The 15,829-nt window shown below is 59.0% G+C and carries 19 protein-coding genes and 2 pseudogenes; 11 read left to right on the top strand and 10 right to left on the bottom strand.

What is annotated here, in order from left to right:
• Positions 1-87 precede the first annotated feature (87 nt).
• The 3 genes from AU14_RS22655 to AU14_RS20805 are packed head-to-tail and all read left to right on the top strand — an operon-like array spanning position 88 to position 976.
• Positions 88-222: a hypothetical protein gene (locus AU14_RS22655; protein ID WP_269079109.1), complete on the top strand. Its 135-nt coding sequence runs from the start codon at positions 88-90 to the stop codon at positions 220-222.
• Positions 222-506: an alpha/beta fold hydrolase gene (locus AU14_RS20810; protein WP_236744463.1), complete on the top strand. Its 285-nt coding sequence runs from the start codon at positions 222-224 to the stop codon at positions 504-506. Before AU14_RS22655 ends, AU14_RS20810 begins: the two co-directional genes overlap by 1 nt.
• An 8-nt stretch (positions 507-514) precedes the next feature.
• Positions 515-976: an alpha/beta hydrolase family protein gene (locus AU14_RS20805; protein WP_236744461.1), complete on the top strand. Its 462-nt coding sequence runs from the start codon at positions 515-517 to the stop codon at positions 974-976.
• A 7-nt stretch (positions 977-983) separates the two neighbouring features.
• Here the strand turns inward: AU14_RS20805 and rarD are convergent, their stop codons facing one another.
• The 6 genes and pseudogenes from rarD to AU14_RS05700 all read right to left on the bottom strand — a co-directional run bounded on the left by rarD (position 984) and on the right by AU14_RS05700 (position 6,102).
• Positions 984-1,874, bottom strand: coding sequence for an EamA family transporter RarD (gene rarD, locus AU14_RS05720; protein WP_041339610.1), 891 nt, complete (start codon positions 1,872-1,874; stop codon positions 984-986).
• Positions 1,871-2,758, bottom strand: coding sequence for a DMT family transporter (locus AU14_RS05715; protein ID WP_041339608.1), 888 nt, complete (start codon positions 2,756-2,758; stop codon positions 1,871-1,873). The genes rarD and AU14_RS05715 overlap by 4 nt, the downstream gene beginning before the upstream one ends.
• 62 nt (positions 2,759-2,820) lie before the next feature.
• Positions 2,821-5,070: a hypothetical protein gene (locus AU14_RS24040; protein WP_236744459.1), complete on the bottom strand. Its 2,250-nt coding sequence runs from the start codon at positions 5,068-5,070 to the stop codon at positions 2,821-2,823.
• A gap of 3 nt (positions 5,071-5,073) precedes the next feature.
• The gene (locus AU14_RS20795; RefSeq protein ID WP_236744457.1) at positions 5,074-5,400 is read right to left on the bottom strand and encodes a VTT domain-containing protein; all 327 of its coding nucleotides are present in this window, start codon (positions 5,398-5,400) and stop codon (positions 5,074-5,076) included.
• Positions 5,391-5,699 carry a TVP38/TMEM64 family protein gene (locus tag AU14_RS20790; protein WP_236744455.1) on the bottom strand — a complete coding sequence of 103 codons (309 nt, stop codon included), beginning with the start codon at positions 5,697-5,699 and terminating at the stop codon, positions 5,391-5,393. The genes AU14_RS20795 and AU14_RS20790 overlap by 10 nt, the downstream gene beginning before the upstream one ends.
• Before the next feature lie 167 nt (positions 5,700-5,866).
• A pseudogene (locus AU14_RS05700) lies at positions 5,867-6,102 on the bottom strand (TIGR02647 family protein).
• Between the two features lie 77 nt (positions 6,103-6,179).
• Here AU14_RS05700 and AU14_RS05695 point away from each other — a divergent pair.
• From AU14_RS05695 to AU14_RS18980, 4 genes are all read left to right on the top strand, one after another.
• A complete protein-coding gene (locus tag AU14_RS05695; protein ID WP_041339606.1) occupies positions 6,180-6,881 on the top strand; it encodes a pseudouridine synthase in 702 nt (233 codons plus the stop codon).
• A 113-nt stretch (positions 6,882-6,994) separates the two neighbouring features.
• Positions 6,995-8,332, top strand: a complete 1,338-nt coding sequence (locus AU14_RS23710; RefSeq protein ID WP_456237740.1) for a dicarboxylate/amino acid:cation symporter — start codon at positions 6,995-6,997, stop codon at positions 8,330-8,332.
• Positions 8,333-8,393: 61 nt separating this feature from the next.
• Positions 8,394-9,041: a DsbA family oxidoreductase gene (locus AU14_RS05685; protein ID WP_041339605.1), complete on the top strand. Its 648-nt coding sequence runs from the start codon at positions 8,394-8,396 to the stop codon at positions 9,039-9,041.
• 51 nt (positions 9,042-9,092) lie between these two features.
• On the top strand, positions 9,093-9,266 hold the full coding sequence (locus tag AU14_RS18980) for a DUF1328 domain-containing protein (RefSeq protein ID WP_041339604.1): 174 nt from the start codon (positions 9,093-9,095) through the stop codon (positions 9,264-9,266).
• 43 nt (positions 9,267-9,309) lie between these two features.
• Here AU14_RS18980 and AU14_RS05675 read toward each other — a convergent pair whose 3' ends face one another.
• The gene (locus tag AU14_RS05675) at positions 9,310-10,872 is read right to left on the bottom strand and encodes a BCCT family transporter (protein WP_052471976.1); all 1,563 of its coding nucleotides are present in this window, start codon (positions 10,870-10,872) and stop codon (positions 9,310-9,312) included.
• A gap of 92 nt (positions 10,873-10,964) precedes the next feature.
• Positions 10,965-11,504, bottom strand: a complete 540-nt coding sequence (locus AU14_RS05670) for a shikimate kinase (RefSeq protein WP_041339602.1) — start codon at positions 11,502-11,504, stop codon at positions 10,965-10,967.
• A gap of 266 nt (positions 11,505-11,770) precedes the next feature.
• Here AU14_RS05670 and AU14_RS20770 point away from each other — a divergent pair, with 266 nt between their 5' ends.
• Together AU14_RS20770 and AU14_RS23210 are read left to right on the top strand one after the other, a co-directional pair.
• Positions 11,771-12,037 carry a YHS domain-containing (seleno)protein gene (locus AU14_RS20770; protein ID WP_330217980.1) on the top strand — a complete coding sequence of 89 codons (267 nt, stop codon included), beginning with the start codon at positions 11,771-11,773 and terminating at the stop codon, positions 12,035-12,037.
• A 223-nt stretch (positions 12,038-12,260) separates the two neighbouring features.
• Positions 12,261-12,881 (top strand): lytic transglycosylase domain-containing protein, encoded by a 621-nt coding sequence (locus AU14_RS23210; protein ID WP_456237739.1) that lies wholly within the window; start codon positions 12,261-12,263, stop codon positions 12,879-12,881.
• Here AU14_RS23210 and AU14_RS05655 read toward each other — a convergent pair.
• Both AU14_RS05655 and AU14_RS05650 read right to left on the bottom strand, forming a co-directional pair.
• A complete protein-coding gene (locus AU14_RS05655; protein ID WP_041339600.1) occupies positions 12,852-13,484 on the bottom strand; it encodes a LysE family translocator in 633 nt (210 codons plus the stop codon). The genes AU14_RS23210 and AU14_RS05655 overlap by 30 nt on opposite strands.
• Positions 13,485-13,572: 88 nt before the next feature.
• A complete protein-coding gene (locus AU14_RS05650) occupies positions 13,573-14,262 on the bottom strand; it encodes a Crp/Fnr family transcriptional regulator (protein WP_041339598.1) in 690 nt (229 codons plus the stop codon).
• 137 nt (positions 14,263-14,399) lie between these two features.
• Here AU14_RS05650 and AU14_RS05645 point away from each other — a divergent pair, with 137 nt between their 5' ends.
• Complete coding sequence (locus tag AU14_RS05645) at positions 14,400-15,170, top strand: class II aldolase/adducin family protein (RefSeq protein ID WP_041339597.1); 771 nt, start codon at positions 14,400-14,402, stop codon at positions 15,168-15,170.
• Positions 15,171-15,183: 13 nt separating this feature from the next.
• Positions 15,184-15,767: pseudogene (locus tag AU14_RS05640) on the top strand (HD domain-containing protein).
• Positions 15,768-15,829: the final 62 nt, after the last annotated feature.

Raw genomic sequence — 15,829 nt, 5'->3', positions numbered from 1 at the left:
TGACGGCTCCGAACGGACTGGGCAGACTCATTCACTACGGCCCTCCGGCCTCCTACAAGAAGCATAATCAACCAAAAGGCGGCTGCCATGGATTTCGTCAGAACTCCCGAAAATCAATTCGACCGTTTGCTGGATTACCCCTTCGAGCCCCACTACGTGGATCTGGACGGGCTGCGCATGCACTACGTCGATGAGGACCAGCTGACGCAAAGCCTGTTCTGATGATGCACGGTGAGCCGTCATGGTCGTACCTGTATCGATACATGATCCCGGTTTGTGCCGCTGCCGGTCATCGGGTATTGGCTCCCGACCTGATCGGTTTTGGGAAATCGGACAAGCCCACATCGATCGACGATTACAGCTATCAGCAGCACATGGACTGGATGCAAAGCTTCATCGACAAGCTGGACCTGAAAGACATCACTTTGGTCTGCCAGGACTGGGGTTCGCTGTTGGGTTTGCGACTGGCGGCGGAGAATCCGGACCGATTCCGGGCCATAGTGTAGGTAATGGGATGCTGCCCACCGGGGATCAGAAGGCACCGTCGGCGTTCAAGATCTGGAAGAATTTCGCCCTCCACAGCCCCTGGTTTCCGATTGGCCGGATCATCAACACCGGCTCGTTCCGTAAACTCGGGCCGGACGAGCTACGTGCCTATGACGCGCCGTTCCCCGGCAAGAAGTACAAGGCCGGCGCGCGCGCTTTTCCACGCCTGGTGCCAATGACCCCCAACGACCCCGCCACCGAGGCCAACCGCGCAGCGTGGAAGGTGCTGGAGCGGTGGGATAAACCGTTCCTGACCACATTCAGCAATGGCGATCCGATCACCCGCGGCGGTGACCGCTACATGCAGGATCGGATCCCCGGGGCCAAGGGCCAGCCCCATGTCACTCTCAAGGGTGGTCACTTCCTGCAGGAAGACTCCCCCGTGCCCTTTGCGCAGGCGATCAACAGCCTGCTGGCAGGCATCGCCTGAACCGGGTTCAGTTCTGGCCTGCCGGCACCCGTGGCCGGTAGTGCCAGGACGACCAGCTGTACAGACCCAACGCCACCCAGATGATTATGAAACTGGTCAGTTGCACCTGGCTCAGTGATTCGTCGAAGATCAGCAATGCGATGAAGAACTGCAAGGTGGGATTGATGTACATCAGGAAGCCCACCGTGGACAGGCGCAATCGCCGGGCCGCACCGGCAAACAGCAGCAGCGGGATGGCAGTCACGATGCCGCTCGCCATCAACAAGGCGCTCACGGATACACTGTCGCCATAATGGGACGCACCGGCATAACCCAGCCAGCCGAATGTCATCAACCCCACCGGCAGCAACAACAAGGTCTCGACAAACAGCCCGGACAAGCCATCCAGCAGCACCTGCTTGCGCAGCAGGCCATAGGTACCGAAGGTCAGCGCGAGCACCAGCGTAATCCAGGGCACTTCCCCCAGCATAACCAGCTGGATCAGTATGCCAATGCCAGCAAGAACCACTGCCGCCAGCTGCCAGGGCCCCATGCGCTCGCGCAGCACCAGCATACCCAGCGCCACGTTCACCAGCGGTGTCAGGAAATAGCCAAGGCTGGCCTGCAGAACATGGCGGGTTTCCACCGAGTAGATGTAAATGCCCCAGTTGGCGGCAATCAGCAACGCACAGCCCAGTACCCGCCACAGCTGGCGCGGATTACCAAGGGCAGAACGAACCGCAGGCCAGCGCCGCAAGCCGCTGATCACCAGCACAAGGAAGACACAGGACCAGACAATCCGGTGCACCAGGATTTCGAACGCGGGCACGCCCTCGAACAGGGCGAAGAACAGCGGAAAGCAGCCCCAGATGGTGTAGGCAGACAGGCCGAACCAGACGCCTCGGGTTACGTCACTCATGCGCTTTTCTTCTGGGTGACCACGAGCGCCACACCGGTAATGGCGACCAGACCACCCACCATGGCCAGGCCGCCCAGGCGTTCATCGAACAGCAGGTAGGCTTCCAGGGCAGTCACCGGCGGCACCAGATAAAACAGACTCGCCACCTGCGACGCCGCGCCCTGACGAATCAGCCACATCAGCAGCAAAATAGCGCCGATGGACACGCCCAGTACCAGCCAGGCCATGGACAGCTGCAACTGCAGGCTCCACTCAACCTCGCGGGATTCCAGCGCGAAAGCGCCGATGGCAAACAGGGTCGCGGCGGCGGCATACTGAATGATCGTGCCGGCGACCAGATCAGCACCCGTGCCGTGGCGCTTCTGATACACCGTACCCATGGAAATACCCGCCAGCGCCACCAAGGTCCAGGCAAGCGCCCAGGGTGAGATGCCCGATTCAACGCCGGTGCCTCCAAACTTCTCGACCAACACCAACGACACGCCGATCAGGCCCAACGCCAGGCCCAGCCACTGCCGGCCGCTGACTGCTTCTTTCAGGAACACCACCGCCGCAGCCGCGGTAACCAGGGGCTGGAGCCCGACAATCAGCGACACGATGCCAGAGGCCATACCGTCCTGAATGGCGTAGTACACCCCGCCCAGATAACAGCCGTGCACCAGAATACCGGTGACTGCCAGGTGCCCGGCGCCACGCCAACCGGGCCAGCGGGTTTTCATCAGCCAGGCCAGGCCAACCAGCAACACCAGAGTCAGCAGCATGCGGATCAGAAGGAGTGTAAACGGCTCGGCAAACGGCAAACCGTATTTGGCGCCAATAAAGCCTGTGCTCCAGAGCCAGACAAACAGGGCGGGAACAAAAAACGAGAAAAAGAATGAACGCATGCGTCGCAGCCGGATTACGTGAATTATTCGGTCACTGTACTTTAAACACAATACTCTAGAAGTTAGCAGGCAAACAAAACAGATACAGAAAACTGCTTTAGAAACCGGTACAGATGATCAGGGTTTCCAGCCTGGCAACCGCACCTCAATGGTTGGTTCGCTCGGTGCCAACTACCAGTCCAGGTAACCTCCGGCGTTGCATCGGGGTGGGGCTGAATGGTGACGGTAATCGTGCCAAAACCGGTGGGTGCCGGCCCGAACCGAATCGGCGCCTCCTGTTCGAGCCAGCGCTCGGGCACGCCGGCACACAGAATCAGCCGGTCGCCCTCCTCCCGGACAAAGCAGTTGCGCATCATTAGCACCCACTCGGCGGACGCCCAGACGTGATGACCATCGCCCATGCAGCCACCGCCAGTGCCCGGATGAATCGCCTCCGGCCACTGCCCGGTTGGTGATGCCAGCCCGGCTACCGCATCCATCAGCGCCAGGAACCGCGAGTCACCAGCACGCAAAAGCACCTGGGCCACGTGCAGGGTCAAATAGGCATTCAGACCCGAGTGGATCATGTCCTGATAGAAAGCGCCATTCACGAAACAGTTCTCAAGCAGGAACTCGACGCTGTCCAATAAGCGCGGATCATCGGGTTCGCACAGCTGGGTCGGATAGCCCACGGCCAGGGAACCAATAGCACCGGCATCGAGGCGCCGATAGGGCGAGGCCGGCATAGCTCGACGCTTAAGCCGACGCTCGCAACTGGCCAGGCTCCGGTCCACGGTCAGGGAAAACTCCTCGGCACCGGCAGCGAACGCCTCGCTGGCTTCCGGATCGTCTTTGGCCAGCAGTTTGGATGCGGCTTTGAGGCCAGCAATGCCCCAGAAATCATCCCAATAATAGTAGTCGTTGGGGCCCAGGTGCTCGGCACTGAAACCGGCGGGCAGGAGTCCGGCGTGGGGTTTGTCGATATCGCCTCTGACCCGTTTTTTCTGTATCCAGTGGGCGCCCTTGCTGACCGGTTCGAACCAGTCCATATCCAGTTTACGGCCGGTGATGGCATAGAACCGCTGCATAATCCACAGCACCTCACCGTTGGCATCCCACTCCCCTTCCTGAGAACGGAAATAACCGTTCTTCAACTGCCGTTCCGGAAACTGACTCAGCGCCCGCTCGGCTCGCCGGGTCAATCCTGCACACAGGAGCGCGTGTACGATAAACGCGGCATCACGAAACCAGAACCGTTTGTAGGTATAGGGGCCCGGGTAAACATCATCTGGCGAGTGCAACACCAATGAACGCAATGCTGCCTCATACAGGAACTGCCAGGTTGGATCCGGGCACTCCAGGCGGGCGTGCCCATCCAATGCTTCAGACCAGGGTTCCGGCGTGACGCTGGCCGCGGGCTCCTTGCCCATCGGCACCGTGATGGTGAGAATCGTAGCCTTGCCGGCCCGGACCGGAAACAACGCCGCCGCGGTCACCAAACCAACATCGCAGCGGCCTTCGTTCTGATCAGCAATGTCGGCCAGGTGGATGTGGACATCGCCCTGCCGATAATCCGACACATGATGACTTTGCGCCGACTGGCTGAAATGCACCGAGTGCCGGCCATCCACTTTCCAGGCATCCCGTTGGGGTGACAGCTTCACCCGGCGGATAAACGACACACCCTCCGGGTTTGCCGGGCGCAGCGACAGCACCAGTGATGCCGACACATCAGAATGCCCCTGCAGTTCCAACTGACAAACCGGCCGGCCCTGCTCCATCACCACCTGCGCGCGGCTGACCAGCCGCAAACCGTCCATTTCCGATTCGGTCACCACACAGGGATTGTCTTCCAGCTCCAGCCATTGCCGACTGGTTTTGCATCGTGATGGCAGCAGGCACCGGCCGTCTTCTGCCAGCAACCAGCCATCCAGTGACCAGCCATCGTAAAGCGGCGTCACCAGGCCTCTGGGGTCCACCACCGGCAAGTCATCCACATCGGGCAGACCAACCGCCGTCCAGTTGCGGTTACTCAGGTTGATGTGGGTGATGGAGAAGGCCCGGGGAATAAAGGCTGGGTCTTTGGGGTCGAATTGGCGCTCCACCCAGTAGGGCCAGACCCAGTCCAGATTGTGCTGAATAACACGACTGTTGATCAGGCCGCGGGCGTGAAACACCACGCCCGCACGCAGCAATTCAATCGGCTCCCCCACCTCGGATGGCTGGGCGAAGCTGTGCAACTTGCCCAGCAACGCAATCGGGTCCAGAAAGCCGTGCTGATGGGCCATGCGTTTGACCAGGTAGCGCCACGGCAACCATTTCATCCAGCTCATTGACTACTCCCTCACGTCGGTTGCTTGCGCCTTTACCCGATAACGCGCCAATGCTCGGCGCGCCAGCCGGTTAAAAAACACCACTGCCGCCACCGTGCCAACAAAACCGGCACCGTAGATGCCCCATTCAAGCGGCGTTCTGGCGGTTTCGCGGGCCCCGAGAGTCGAGAGGTCCGCCGTCAGCGATCCCAGGTAAACATTGTGCAGCGAAAACGGAATCACGCCGATGAAGGTCCCGACTACAAAGCCGCCAAAGGAAAAGTTGGTCAGACCGAACAGGAAATTGGAAAGCTTGCCAGGGAAAAAGGGGATCAGCCGGGTCAGCAGCACGATCTTCCAGCCGTGGGGTGCCATTTCCCGCTAACCGCCAGTAGCCCGACACGATTCTGGATATAGACGTGAGCCCGATCACCAAGAAAGTACCGGGCGATCAGAAAAGAGATAGCGGCTCCAAGGGTGGTGCCGACCACGACGTAAGTGGTGCCTTCGACCACTCCGAAAACGAAGCCCGCGCCGGTGGTAAGCAGCACGCCCGGTAACAGGAGCACGATCGCCAGCGCCATGATTGCAATGAACATGATCGCCGCCCAGGCACCCTGGCGGTCCACCCAGTGCAACAGGTCAAGCACCTGGCGATGCACACCCAGGCGTATAGCACACCAACGATGGCAACAACGCTGGTGATACTGAGCGCCATCCAGAGAATGGGAGAGGTTTTCCAGCTACCCATCGACACCACCTCCGGTGGGCACAGGCCCAAGCCTTTCTCAGCTTGCAGCCCGTCGCCTGGCCAGGATTAGCTGCTGAGGATGGATTTAAGTTTCTGGGTCAGATCAACCGCCTCAGCACCCAGGGGCGTCAAATAGCCGCCGTCCTTCTGGCTGATCAACCTCGGGCAAACAGGTTTTCCGCGGCTTTGACCGTTTCCGGGGCTGCCGAGTGGGCATGAACCTTAATCCCTTCCTGGCTGGAGGTGGATTCAAACTGGGCCAGAAGATTGAGTTCGGCAAGGTGATCAGCGGAGAATGGCATGGCAGTTCCTCGTATTATTGTCGCGGTTTCTTTCAACGTATCTTTCAATGATTCTTTGAGCATAGTCGATTAGCACCATGAAGCTTTCCCGAATTCTTAGCAACCAGGATGGCACCAGTCGCAAAAGCGCCAACGCCCTGATCGCCGCCGGCAGGGTGACGGTGAATGACTTGCCGTGCAGGGGTGCAGCCCAGGAAGTGGATCGCTTCTCCAGCGTGGCAGTGGATGGCGAGGTTATTCAGGCTGCCGACACACCCTGCTACCTGATGCTGCACAAACCAGCGGGCTACCTCAGTGCCACGGTGGACTCCGTGCACCCCACCGTGCTGGACCTGATCTCACCAGACCTGCACCGGGACCTGCACATTGCCGGCCGGCTGGACCGCTCCAGCACTGGCCTGCTGATCCTCACCAACGATGGCCAGTGGTCACGCCAACTCACCGAACCCAGGATCAAAATTCCCAAGGTCTACCGCGTGACCACTGCAGACCCGATCAGCGAGGAAACCGCAGAACGCTTCGCCGAGGGATTATGGTTCGAGTACGAACAACTCCGCACCTCGCCCGCGCAACTGGAGCAGCTGGGGGAACGGGAAGCACGGGTGACTATCTATGAAGGGCGCTACCATCAGATCAAGCGCATGTTCCATCGGGTCGGTAATCGGGTGACGGCGTTGCATCGGGAGCGGATGGGGGAGCTCAAACTTCAGGGCGACCTGAAACCCGGTACTTATCGGCCGTTGACCGCTCAAGAGATAGACTCTGTCAGACAAGCCTGAGCAGCCTAATTCTAACGAATAATTGACCCAGCTCAGGGTGCTCCTCCAAGGCCTGAGGTGTAATAAATCCTCCAATGGAAGGATGCCCATTGACACTTGGACGACGCCCAAACATGGCCGAAAACAACAGCTACTACCCCGCCCAGCTACGCCACCTGAACACCTACCTCGCGGGCCTCGTAAAAGGCCGTCTCTGGCTCAAGGTTTTGATCGGCATGTTCCTGGGGCTGATAGTGGGAACTTTGCTGGGGCCTTCGGTGGGCCTTGTGGAGCCGGATACCGGCACCCTGATCGGTAACTGGCTGGCGTTTCCCGGGCAGCTGTTCCTGGCTACCATCCAGATGATCGTCATCCCGTTGGTCATTGCCTCAGTGGTGCGCGGCCTGGCCGCCAGTGAGAACCTGGAACAATTGCGCAAGCTGGGTTTGCGGGTCACCGGTTTCTTCGTGATCACCACCGCGCTCGCCGCCGCCATTGGCCTCTGGATCGGCGGCCTGATGAACCCCGGCAGCATGATGAAAAGCCTGGCCACCACGGTGCCTGCGACCGATGTCACCGCCGGCGCCGCTATGCCCAGCGTGGTGGAACTGCCCCAAACCCTGATCGGTCTGTTGCCGGGCAATCCCCTGGATGCCATGGTCGAAGCAGATGCTTCAGGTGGTTATCTTCTCCATCATTGTCGGCATCGCACTGGTGAGCATGGAGCCGAAAAACTCTCGGCCCATGCTCGACCTGCTGGATTCCCTGCAACAAATCTGTATGACCGTGGTGCGCTGGGCCATGCGATTGGCGCCCCTTGCAGTCTTCGGCCTGATGGCTCAGCTCACCGCCACGATCGGGTTTACCGCCATGCTCGGCATGGCTCTTACGTTGCCACCGTCGTGGTGGGACTATTGATAATGCTTGGCGTTTATCTGCTCATCCTCAAGCTGATCGCCGGCCAACCGCCACTCAGGTTCCTTAAAGACAGTCGCGATGTGTTGCTGCTGGCTTTTTCAACCTCCAGCTCGGCAGCGGTTATGCCCCTGTCGATCAAAACTGCCGAAGACAAGCTTGGGGTCCGGCCCTCAGTCTCGCAATTCGTGATCCCCTTGGGTGCCACCATCAACATGAATGGCACAGCTTTATACCAGGCAGTCGCCACTATTTTCCTAGCCCAGGTCTACGGTATCGATCTGAGTACCGGCAGCATGGCTCTGGTAGTCGCGATGGCTGTGGGGGCCTCTATTGGCTCCCCGGCAACGCCCGGAGTCGGTATCGTAATTCTGGCGATGGTCCTGCAGACCGTCGGCGTGCCTCCCAGCGGCATAGCGTTGATCATGGGCGTCGATCGGATTCTCGATATGTGTCGTACCGCTATCAACGTTACCGGAGATCTCGTCACCTGCCGCCTGATGGAGAACTGGTCAGGCAAACGCCTGCCATCTGAGCCTGTGCCCCAGGACGCCTGATCACGACACGCCTGCGCATTTTCCGGTAACCTGATCACACCACATCCTACCGGGAGCCCTAATGACCACACTGCAAATTGACATCGTTTCCGACATCGCCTGCCCCTGGTGCGCCATTGGCTATGCCCGTCTGGAAAAAGCCATGGCGGCGCTGAAAGACGACATGGACATTCAGGTTGAATGGCACGCCTTTGAGCTGAACCCGGACCCTTCCGGTGATGGCGAACCCATCCTGCCGGCTCTGGCCCGCAAGTACGGGCGCAGTGAAGACGAAATGCGGGCGAACCAGGCCCAGATGATGGAGATTGCCAAGGACCTTGGCCTGAATTTCGAGAAGCTGCAGGAGCGCTACACCCGCAATACCTTCGATGGCCACCGACTGGTGAAATGGGCCGGTGAGCAGGGTAAGCAAACAGAAATGAAGATGGCGCTGTTCGAGGCCTATTTTGGCCGTGCCGAGAACGTCACGGACACGGAGGTCCTCGTAACCTGCGCAACTTCGGTGGGACTGGATGCAGAGGAAGCACGAACGGTGCTCAGCTCCGACCGATATGCCGATTCAGTGCGTGAAGACGAAGCCCGGTATCAACAGGCCGGTGTCTCGGCCGTGCCCGCCTACGTCGTCAATCAGAAATACCTGATCTCCGGCGCTCAGGAACCCGACACGCTGATCGATGCCTTGAGGGAGATTGCACAAGAACCCGAGTAGCCAATACCTTGTGCTAGGGTTAATAGCGACTTCTGTTAAGGAGGAGAGAATATGCTTTATTGGGCAATTGTTTGTTTGATTATTGCCGTAGTTGCAGGCGTTTTAGGGTTTGGCGGGATTGCCGGTGCGGCAACAGATTTTGCACAGATCCTGTTCTTCATCTTCCTTGTGCTGCTGGTAATTTCTGTCGTCGTCAATGTGCTTCGCGGCCGGGGTCCCAAGTAGGGTCCCCCAGCCGGAAGTACAATGTCGTACTGATACTTAACAGTTACAGCGCGACACCTTGTGACCGGGCCATGGCATAGGCCGCTTTCGGCCCGGTCCACAGCGACGGCAGAATGATCAGCGACACGGGAATCGCCGTGATCACGATGAACTGCTGCAGCACACCAATCTGCCCCGCTCCCATATACAGAAGAATCGCGGCCATCAGTGCCATCGCACCACCCCAGAACGCCCGTACCAGATAGTGAGGCTCATCGTGGCCAGCACCGACGGTGGCAATCGCGTAACTCATGGAATCACCGGTAGTGGCAACAAAAATGGTGGTCAGCAACAGGATTGCCGCTGCCATCAAAGTGCCGCCCGGCAATGCCTCAGCAACGGTCAGGGTAGCCACGTCAAAGGAGAAGTTGTTCAGCGCCGAGGTCAGGTCAAAGGCCCCTGTGAGCTGATAGTAAATGCCGGAACCGCCCAGCAGCGTGAACCAGATCGAAGTGGCGATAGGTGCCAGTATGGCGACCGCCAGAATGGTCTGACGAATGCTGCGACCACGGGAAATCCGCGCCACGAAGATCGACATCAGCGGCGTGTAGCCGATGAACCAGGCGAAAAAGAACACCGTCCACCACTTCATCCACCAGTCCGGTGCGGTTTCTGAGGTCAGTGTCGACATCGCGAAGAAAGACGACACGTACTCGCCCATCGACGTCAGATAGGTGTTGGTAAGGAACAGCGTAGGACCAAACACGAAGATCACAGCCGCGATAACCAACGCGAGGATCACGTTGAAACGGCTGAGGATCTGAATCCCCTTGTGAACACCGGTGATTGCTGAGGTCATGTAAACGCCGGCCAGCAGTGTCAGGATCACCAACTGAGTGGTGAAAGTATCGGCCACGCCAAACAGCTCATGCAGACCAAAGCTCATCTGAGTTGCCAGGAACCCAATGGGGCCAACGGTGCCTGCCACTACGGCAATGACACACAGGGAGTCGACAACACCACCGAACCAGCCTTGCATGACTCGCTCACCCAGTACCGGGTAAAGCAGCGTGCGCGGCTGCAGGGGTTTGCCTTTAACGTAGTGGGCATGCGCCAGCACCAGCGCGGTCAGCGAGCCCAGAACGGCCCAGGCGAGAAAGCCCCAGTGCATAAACGATTGCGCCATGGCTGGCGCCACTGCTTCAGCCGTACCCGCCTCGGCGGTGGACACGGGCGGAGCGACCACAAAGTGATAGACAGGCTCGCCAGCGGCGAAGAATACACCGCCCCCGGCCAGCAGGGTGCAGAGAATCATCGACAACCAGCGGAACGTGCTGATCTCCGGTTTCTCCAGACCGCCCAGGCGTGCAACGCCAGCGCGACCAAAGGCAACCACCAAGGCGATGAAGAACGTCGCCAGCAGCAGAAGCTGGAAAAACGAACCCAGGTATTTTGCGGTCCAGGTGAAACCGGAATTGATGACGGCAGACAGGCCTTCTGCGTCAGTCAGGGACCAGCCCACGAAAAGAAAAATGAAGCCCATCGTCAGGGCAAGAACAAGAGGATCGCCAATACGCCGAATACCAGAGGTATCGGCAGTTGGTATTGCAGTATCTATGGAAGACATTCACACAGCCAGTTTGGAAATTGGGCGCGTGATGCTATAGACGACACACCCTGCTGGCCATAGTTAATTCTACGGTATTGTCAGGATCTGCTTTAATTTCCAGCCATGTGAGCCACTTCGCCTGCGAGGGCGTCGACCACATCGGTACAGGTGGATTCCTGATCCTGGCCTGCACCGTCAATCACGATGTCTGCGTAGCGGCGGTACAAGGCAAACCGTTCTTCGAACAGAGCTTCCAGCGACTGATCCGGTCGCCGGGAAATACCCCGGGCACTGTGATCACCGATGCGCTTGATCACCAGTTCCAGCGGAATATCCAGAAACACCACCACACCGTTAGCCTTCAGATGTTGCATCGCCCGGTCACTGTAGACGGCACTGCCACCGGTGCTGATGACTTTGGCGCTGACATCGAGATCCAGCAGCACCTGCTCCTCCACGTACCGAAGCGCCTGGTAACCGTCTTCATCCACAATCGCCTGCAGAGTGCGCCCGACCTGTTCCTGGATCAGCAAGTCGGTATCCACAAACCCCATGCCCAGACGCTTGGCCAAAAGCACGCCTACGGTGCTCTTGCCGCTGCCCGGCATGCCAATGAGAACGATGTTGCGATGTGGATCAGGTTGAGCCATCTATACTCCGGAAAAATGACACGCGGCTGTAACAACCGCGCAGGCTTTTGGTCTAACAACTATACCGTCCCTTGAGAGGAAACCGCCATGTTTCGCGTTCTTGCACTGTCGTTCCTGCTAGTCATGCTCACCGGACCCACAACCGCCGCAGAAGATCCTGTGTACACGGGCCTGCTCTCCAACACCGGGGCCGGCGGCTACGATGTGGTCAGCTACTTTGATACCGAGCAGGCGGTAAAGGCTCATCCCGCCACACTGCCGAGTACCTGGGTGTCACCTGGCGATTTGCCAGTGCCGAGAACCGGGCCAAGTTCGAGACCAACCCGGAAGCCTACGCACCCGTGTACGGTGGGTATTGCGCCTGGGCAGTCAGCCAGGGCTACCTTGCCAAGGGTGATCCCAAGCATTGGACCGTTCGGGATGGCAAGTTGTACCTGAACTACAACCAGGACATTCAGGATCGCTGGTTGGCAGATACCGAGAACTTTATCCGCCTCGGCAATGAGAACTGGCCAGCAGTACTGGAACGGTAACGATTAACAAACAATTCGTGCGGTTTTATCGTGCGATAAAGCCGTATACTTTCGGTAGCAGGGGCCGGGATCGGCCTCGGAATACCGGACAAACCGCACGGATATTGAATGAGCCAGGCCAGACTCCAGCCGCCCTACTCCTCCTGCTCGCCATGCGACGTCGCTGTGCGTAGCTCCGGCACATGCCGAGAGCGTCAAGCGCATTGTGCATCCGGACGGCACCGTGGAATACACCAACGTCAAGGCGACCGAGCCGCGCCCCTCCAGCGGCAACGATACCGTGTATCGCTACGAGGATGACAACGGGGTAGTGGCCTACAGCAGTATCCGCCCGGCCACCGCCGAGTTCGATGTGATTCGATTCCACTGCTACGCCTGTGATCCGGATTCCAGCGTCGACTGGCGCAAGACACCGCTCTTCACCAGCCCCTATCGCAATGAGATTAGAACTGCGGCCCGGGAATTCGGGGTTGATCCGGCTCTGGTCCGTGCCGTCATTCACGCCGAATCGGCGTTTAACGAGAAAGCCCTGTCACCGGTCGGTGCCCAGGGGCTAATGCAGTTGATGCCGGGAACTGCCAAGGAGCTGGGCGTGGTCAATGCCCTGATGGCCGAACAGAACATTCGCGGCGGGGTGAATTACCTGCCAAGATGCTGCAGCGCTTCAACGGTGACGTTCGGTTGGCTACGGCGGCCTACAATGCCGGCCCCGGCGCGGTCAGCCGCTACCAGGGCGTTCCGCCTTACGCCGAAACCAAAGCCTACGTACATCGGGTCGGCATCTTGCATGAGCGTTACGGGGCCAATTAATCCGCTAGCCAAAGGCCAGCCAGCCTCCCACTAACAGCATCAGGCTACCCGCTACCCGGTTCACCGTCCGCACGCCACCGCCCTGGCGCAGCAGCTTGCGCAAACCGCGCCCGCCATGGGCATAGAGCTGCAGGCACAGAAATTCCAGCGCCAGAATGATCAGGATCAGCGCCGTTAACTGGGGCGCCATTGGCAGTTCGCTATCAATGAACGGCGGCAACAGGGCCACGAAGAACGCCCAGCCTTTCGGGTTGGCGATCGCAGTCACGAAACCCTGCGTGGCGAGCTGGCCGCGAGTGGCCTGCGCTGGCGCTTCATCCTCGGATTCCGGCATCGCCATCTTGCCCCGGGAACGCCACATTTGAATGCCCAGCCACGCCAGGTAGGCCCCACCCGCGTATTTGAACACGGTAAATGCAGTTGGGTATTTCAACATGAAGGTGGCCACACCAATAGCCGCAGACGTTGCCACCACGGCCACACCGACCAGCTCCCCAGCCATCATCCACAGGGCCCGGCGCACACCAATCGTGATACCCATAGACAACGCCAGGGTCATGCACATGCCTGGGGTAATCGAGACCACAAAGAAGGTGGGGATAAAGACTGACAGTAACGACCAATTCAGTGACAGCACAACAGAATTCCTTCTCGAAAATCGGTGACAACAAGAGCCCGGAGCAGCCTCGCTCTGCTCATCCAGCCAGGGGGTCATTCAGGCCTAATCAGGCAACCCGCTCAGATATCCCTGCAACTCGCTCGTTGGTGATGGTAATCCGGCCGTACTCCAGCTTCAGCAAGCCCTCTCGCTCAAACCTTTTGATCACCCGATGCACACCCTGGCGGGTCATGCCCATCATATTACCAATGTGTTCACGAGTGAGACGGAAGGTTACCGGCTGGGTATAACGGTCGCCATGGCCCTGAATCTGAGCCAGGAACAGTAATCGGCGACCAACGCGCGCGTCAATTCCCCTTAAGGCGTCATCGGCGATGATAGACATCGCCGACCACAGCCGCCGGCTCACCAGATCCAAGGCCCGCGGATAGGCCTCAGGATAACGGGCCAACAGCTGGCGAAAACCTTCGCCTGGCAACTCCACCACACGGGCGTCTTCATGGGCAGTGGCGCCATAGACCCTTGGGGTTCCCGGTGAAAATACGGTGTCACCGAACCAGGCCGACGGGCCGAAAATGATCAGGGTTGCCTCCCGACCCTCCGAGTTGACCGAACTGATGCGCACGGTGCCCTCGGCAATCACACACAGCGATGACTGCATGGAGCCCTTGTCATAAATTGATTCACCGGCCCGAAACTGACGCCAGCGAGCCAGTGCTTCGGCCTCCTTGAACCCTGCGGCCGGCAGTCCCCCTAACAAAGGGCAGGCTTGCAACACCGATTTCAGATCAGACATACCCGAATTCCCACATCGACATGCCTCCAAATGTAAATGATTTGACAGTGTTGTGCTCGCGCTACTGCCTACACTGAGGTCAGCACTTCAACAAAAACCACAACAACAATCCGACGACATTTAGGGAGAGGCCAGTGATGTCTGAACGTATTGCGGTCCCGTCCAAGAAGGACGAAGTCAGTACCGAGGAATGGCAGCTTCGCGTAGACCTGGCTGCGGCCTATCGCCTGATAGCACTGTACGGCTGGGACGATCTGATTTTCACCCACGTATCAGCCCGCATACCCGGGGATGAGCATCACTTCCTGATCAATCCCTACGGCATGATGTTCGAGGAAATCACCGCCTCCAGCCTGGTGCGCGTCGATCAGGAAGGTAACAAGATCGACCCGGACGATTTCGACATCAACCCGGCCGGATTCACCATCCACAGCGCCATCCATGCGGTTCGTGACGACGCCACCTGCGTGATGCACACCCACACCACCGCCGGTGTTGCGGTGTCAGCCCAGAAAGACGGGCTGCTGCCACTGTCACAGCAGAGCCTGTTCCCGCTCTCCAACCTGGCTTACCACGATTACGAGGGTGTGGCCCTGCGCGAAGATGAAAAGGCGAGGCTGCAGAAGGATCTCGGCAACAACAGCTTCATGATCCTGCGTAACCACGGCCTACTCACCACCGGCGGCAGTATCGCCGATGCGTTCCTGGGCATGTACATCCTGCAGCGGGCCTGTGAGGTACAGATTCAGGCGTTGTCGGGCAACCGGGAGATGACCCCGATTCCGGCTGGCATTGTCGACACCATCCGCCAGCAGGCGGAGCAGGTCACCCGCGGCATGGGTGGCCAACTGGCCTGGCCGGGCCTGCTGCGCAAACTTGACCGCATCGACACCGGTTTCCGAGATTAAAGGAGCATTTCCGATGACCGAAACAACCGCCCCTCAGGCCAGCTTTATCCACATGAAAGACGGCACCGCCGAGGACTGGCAGACCATCGCCCGATCTTTTGGCAACTTTGCCAAGGGTCTTCCGGACCGAATTATGGACCACCTGATGCTGCTGGAAGGCGATTTTGGCGGCTTCCCCATTGACCGCCTGACGCACTGCCTGCAAACCGCCACCCTGGCCCACCGGGATGGCAAGGACGACGAATACGTGGTGTGCGCCCTGCTGCACGACATCGGCGACACCCTGGCTCCTACAACCACGCCGATGTGGCGGCGGTCTTGTTAGAACCGTTCGTCAGCGAAGCCAATCACTGGATGGTGAAACACCACGCCATATTCCAGGGCTACTATTTCTTCCACTACCTCGGCATGGACCGCAACCTGCGGGACAACTACAAAGACCACCCGCACTTCATGCGCACCATCGAGTTTGTCAGCAAGTACGATTCGCCCGCATTCGATCCGAACGGCGAGACCCTGCCGCTGTCCTACTTCGAACCCATGGTCCGGAAGGTGCTGGCCAAACCGGTCCGCTCCCTCTACAAAGACGCCGTGTAATACTGGCGGGCCCCAACTGGCCCGCCGATCCCTGTAGTTGCTTGCTGCCCCTCCCATTGGCG

The organism is Marinobacter similis (genome assembly GCF_000830985.1).
Lineage (GTDB): Bacteria > Pseudomonadota > Gammaproteobacteria > Pseudomonadales > Oleiphilaceae > Marinobacter > Marinobacter similis.
The sequence above is the reverse complement of the archived record's forward strand: the minus strand, read 5'-3'. Positions and strand labels throughout refer to the sequence as shown.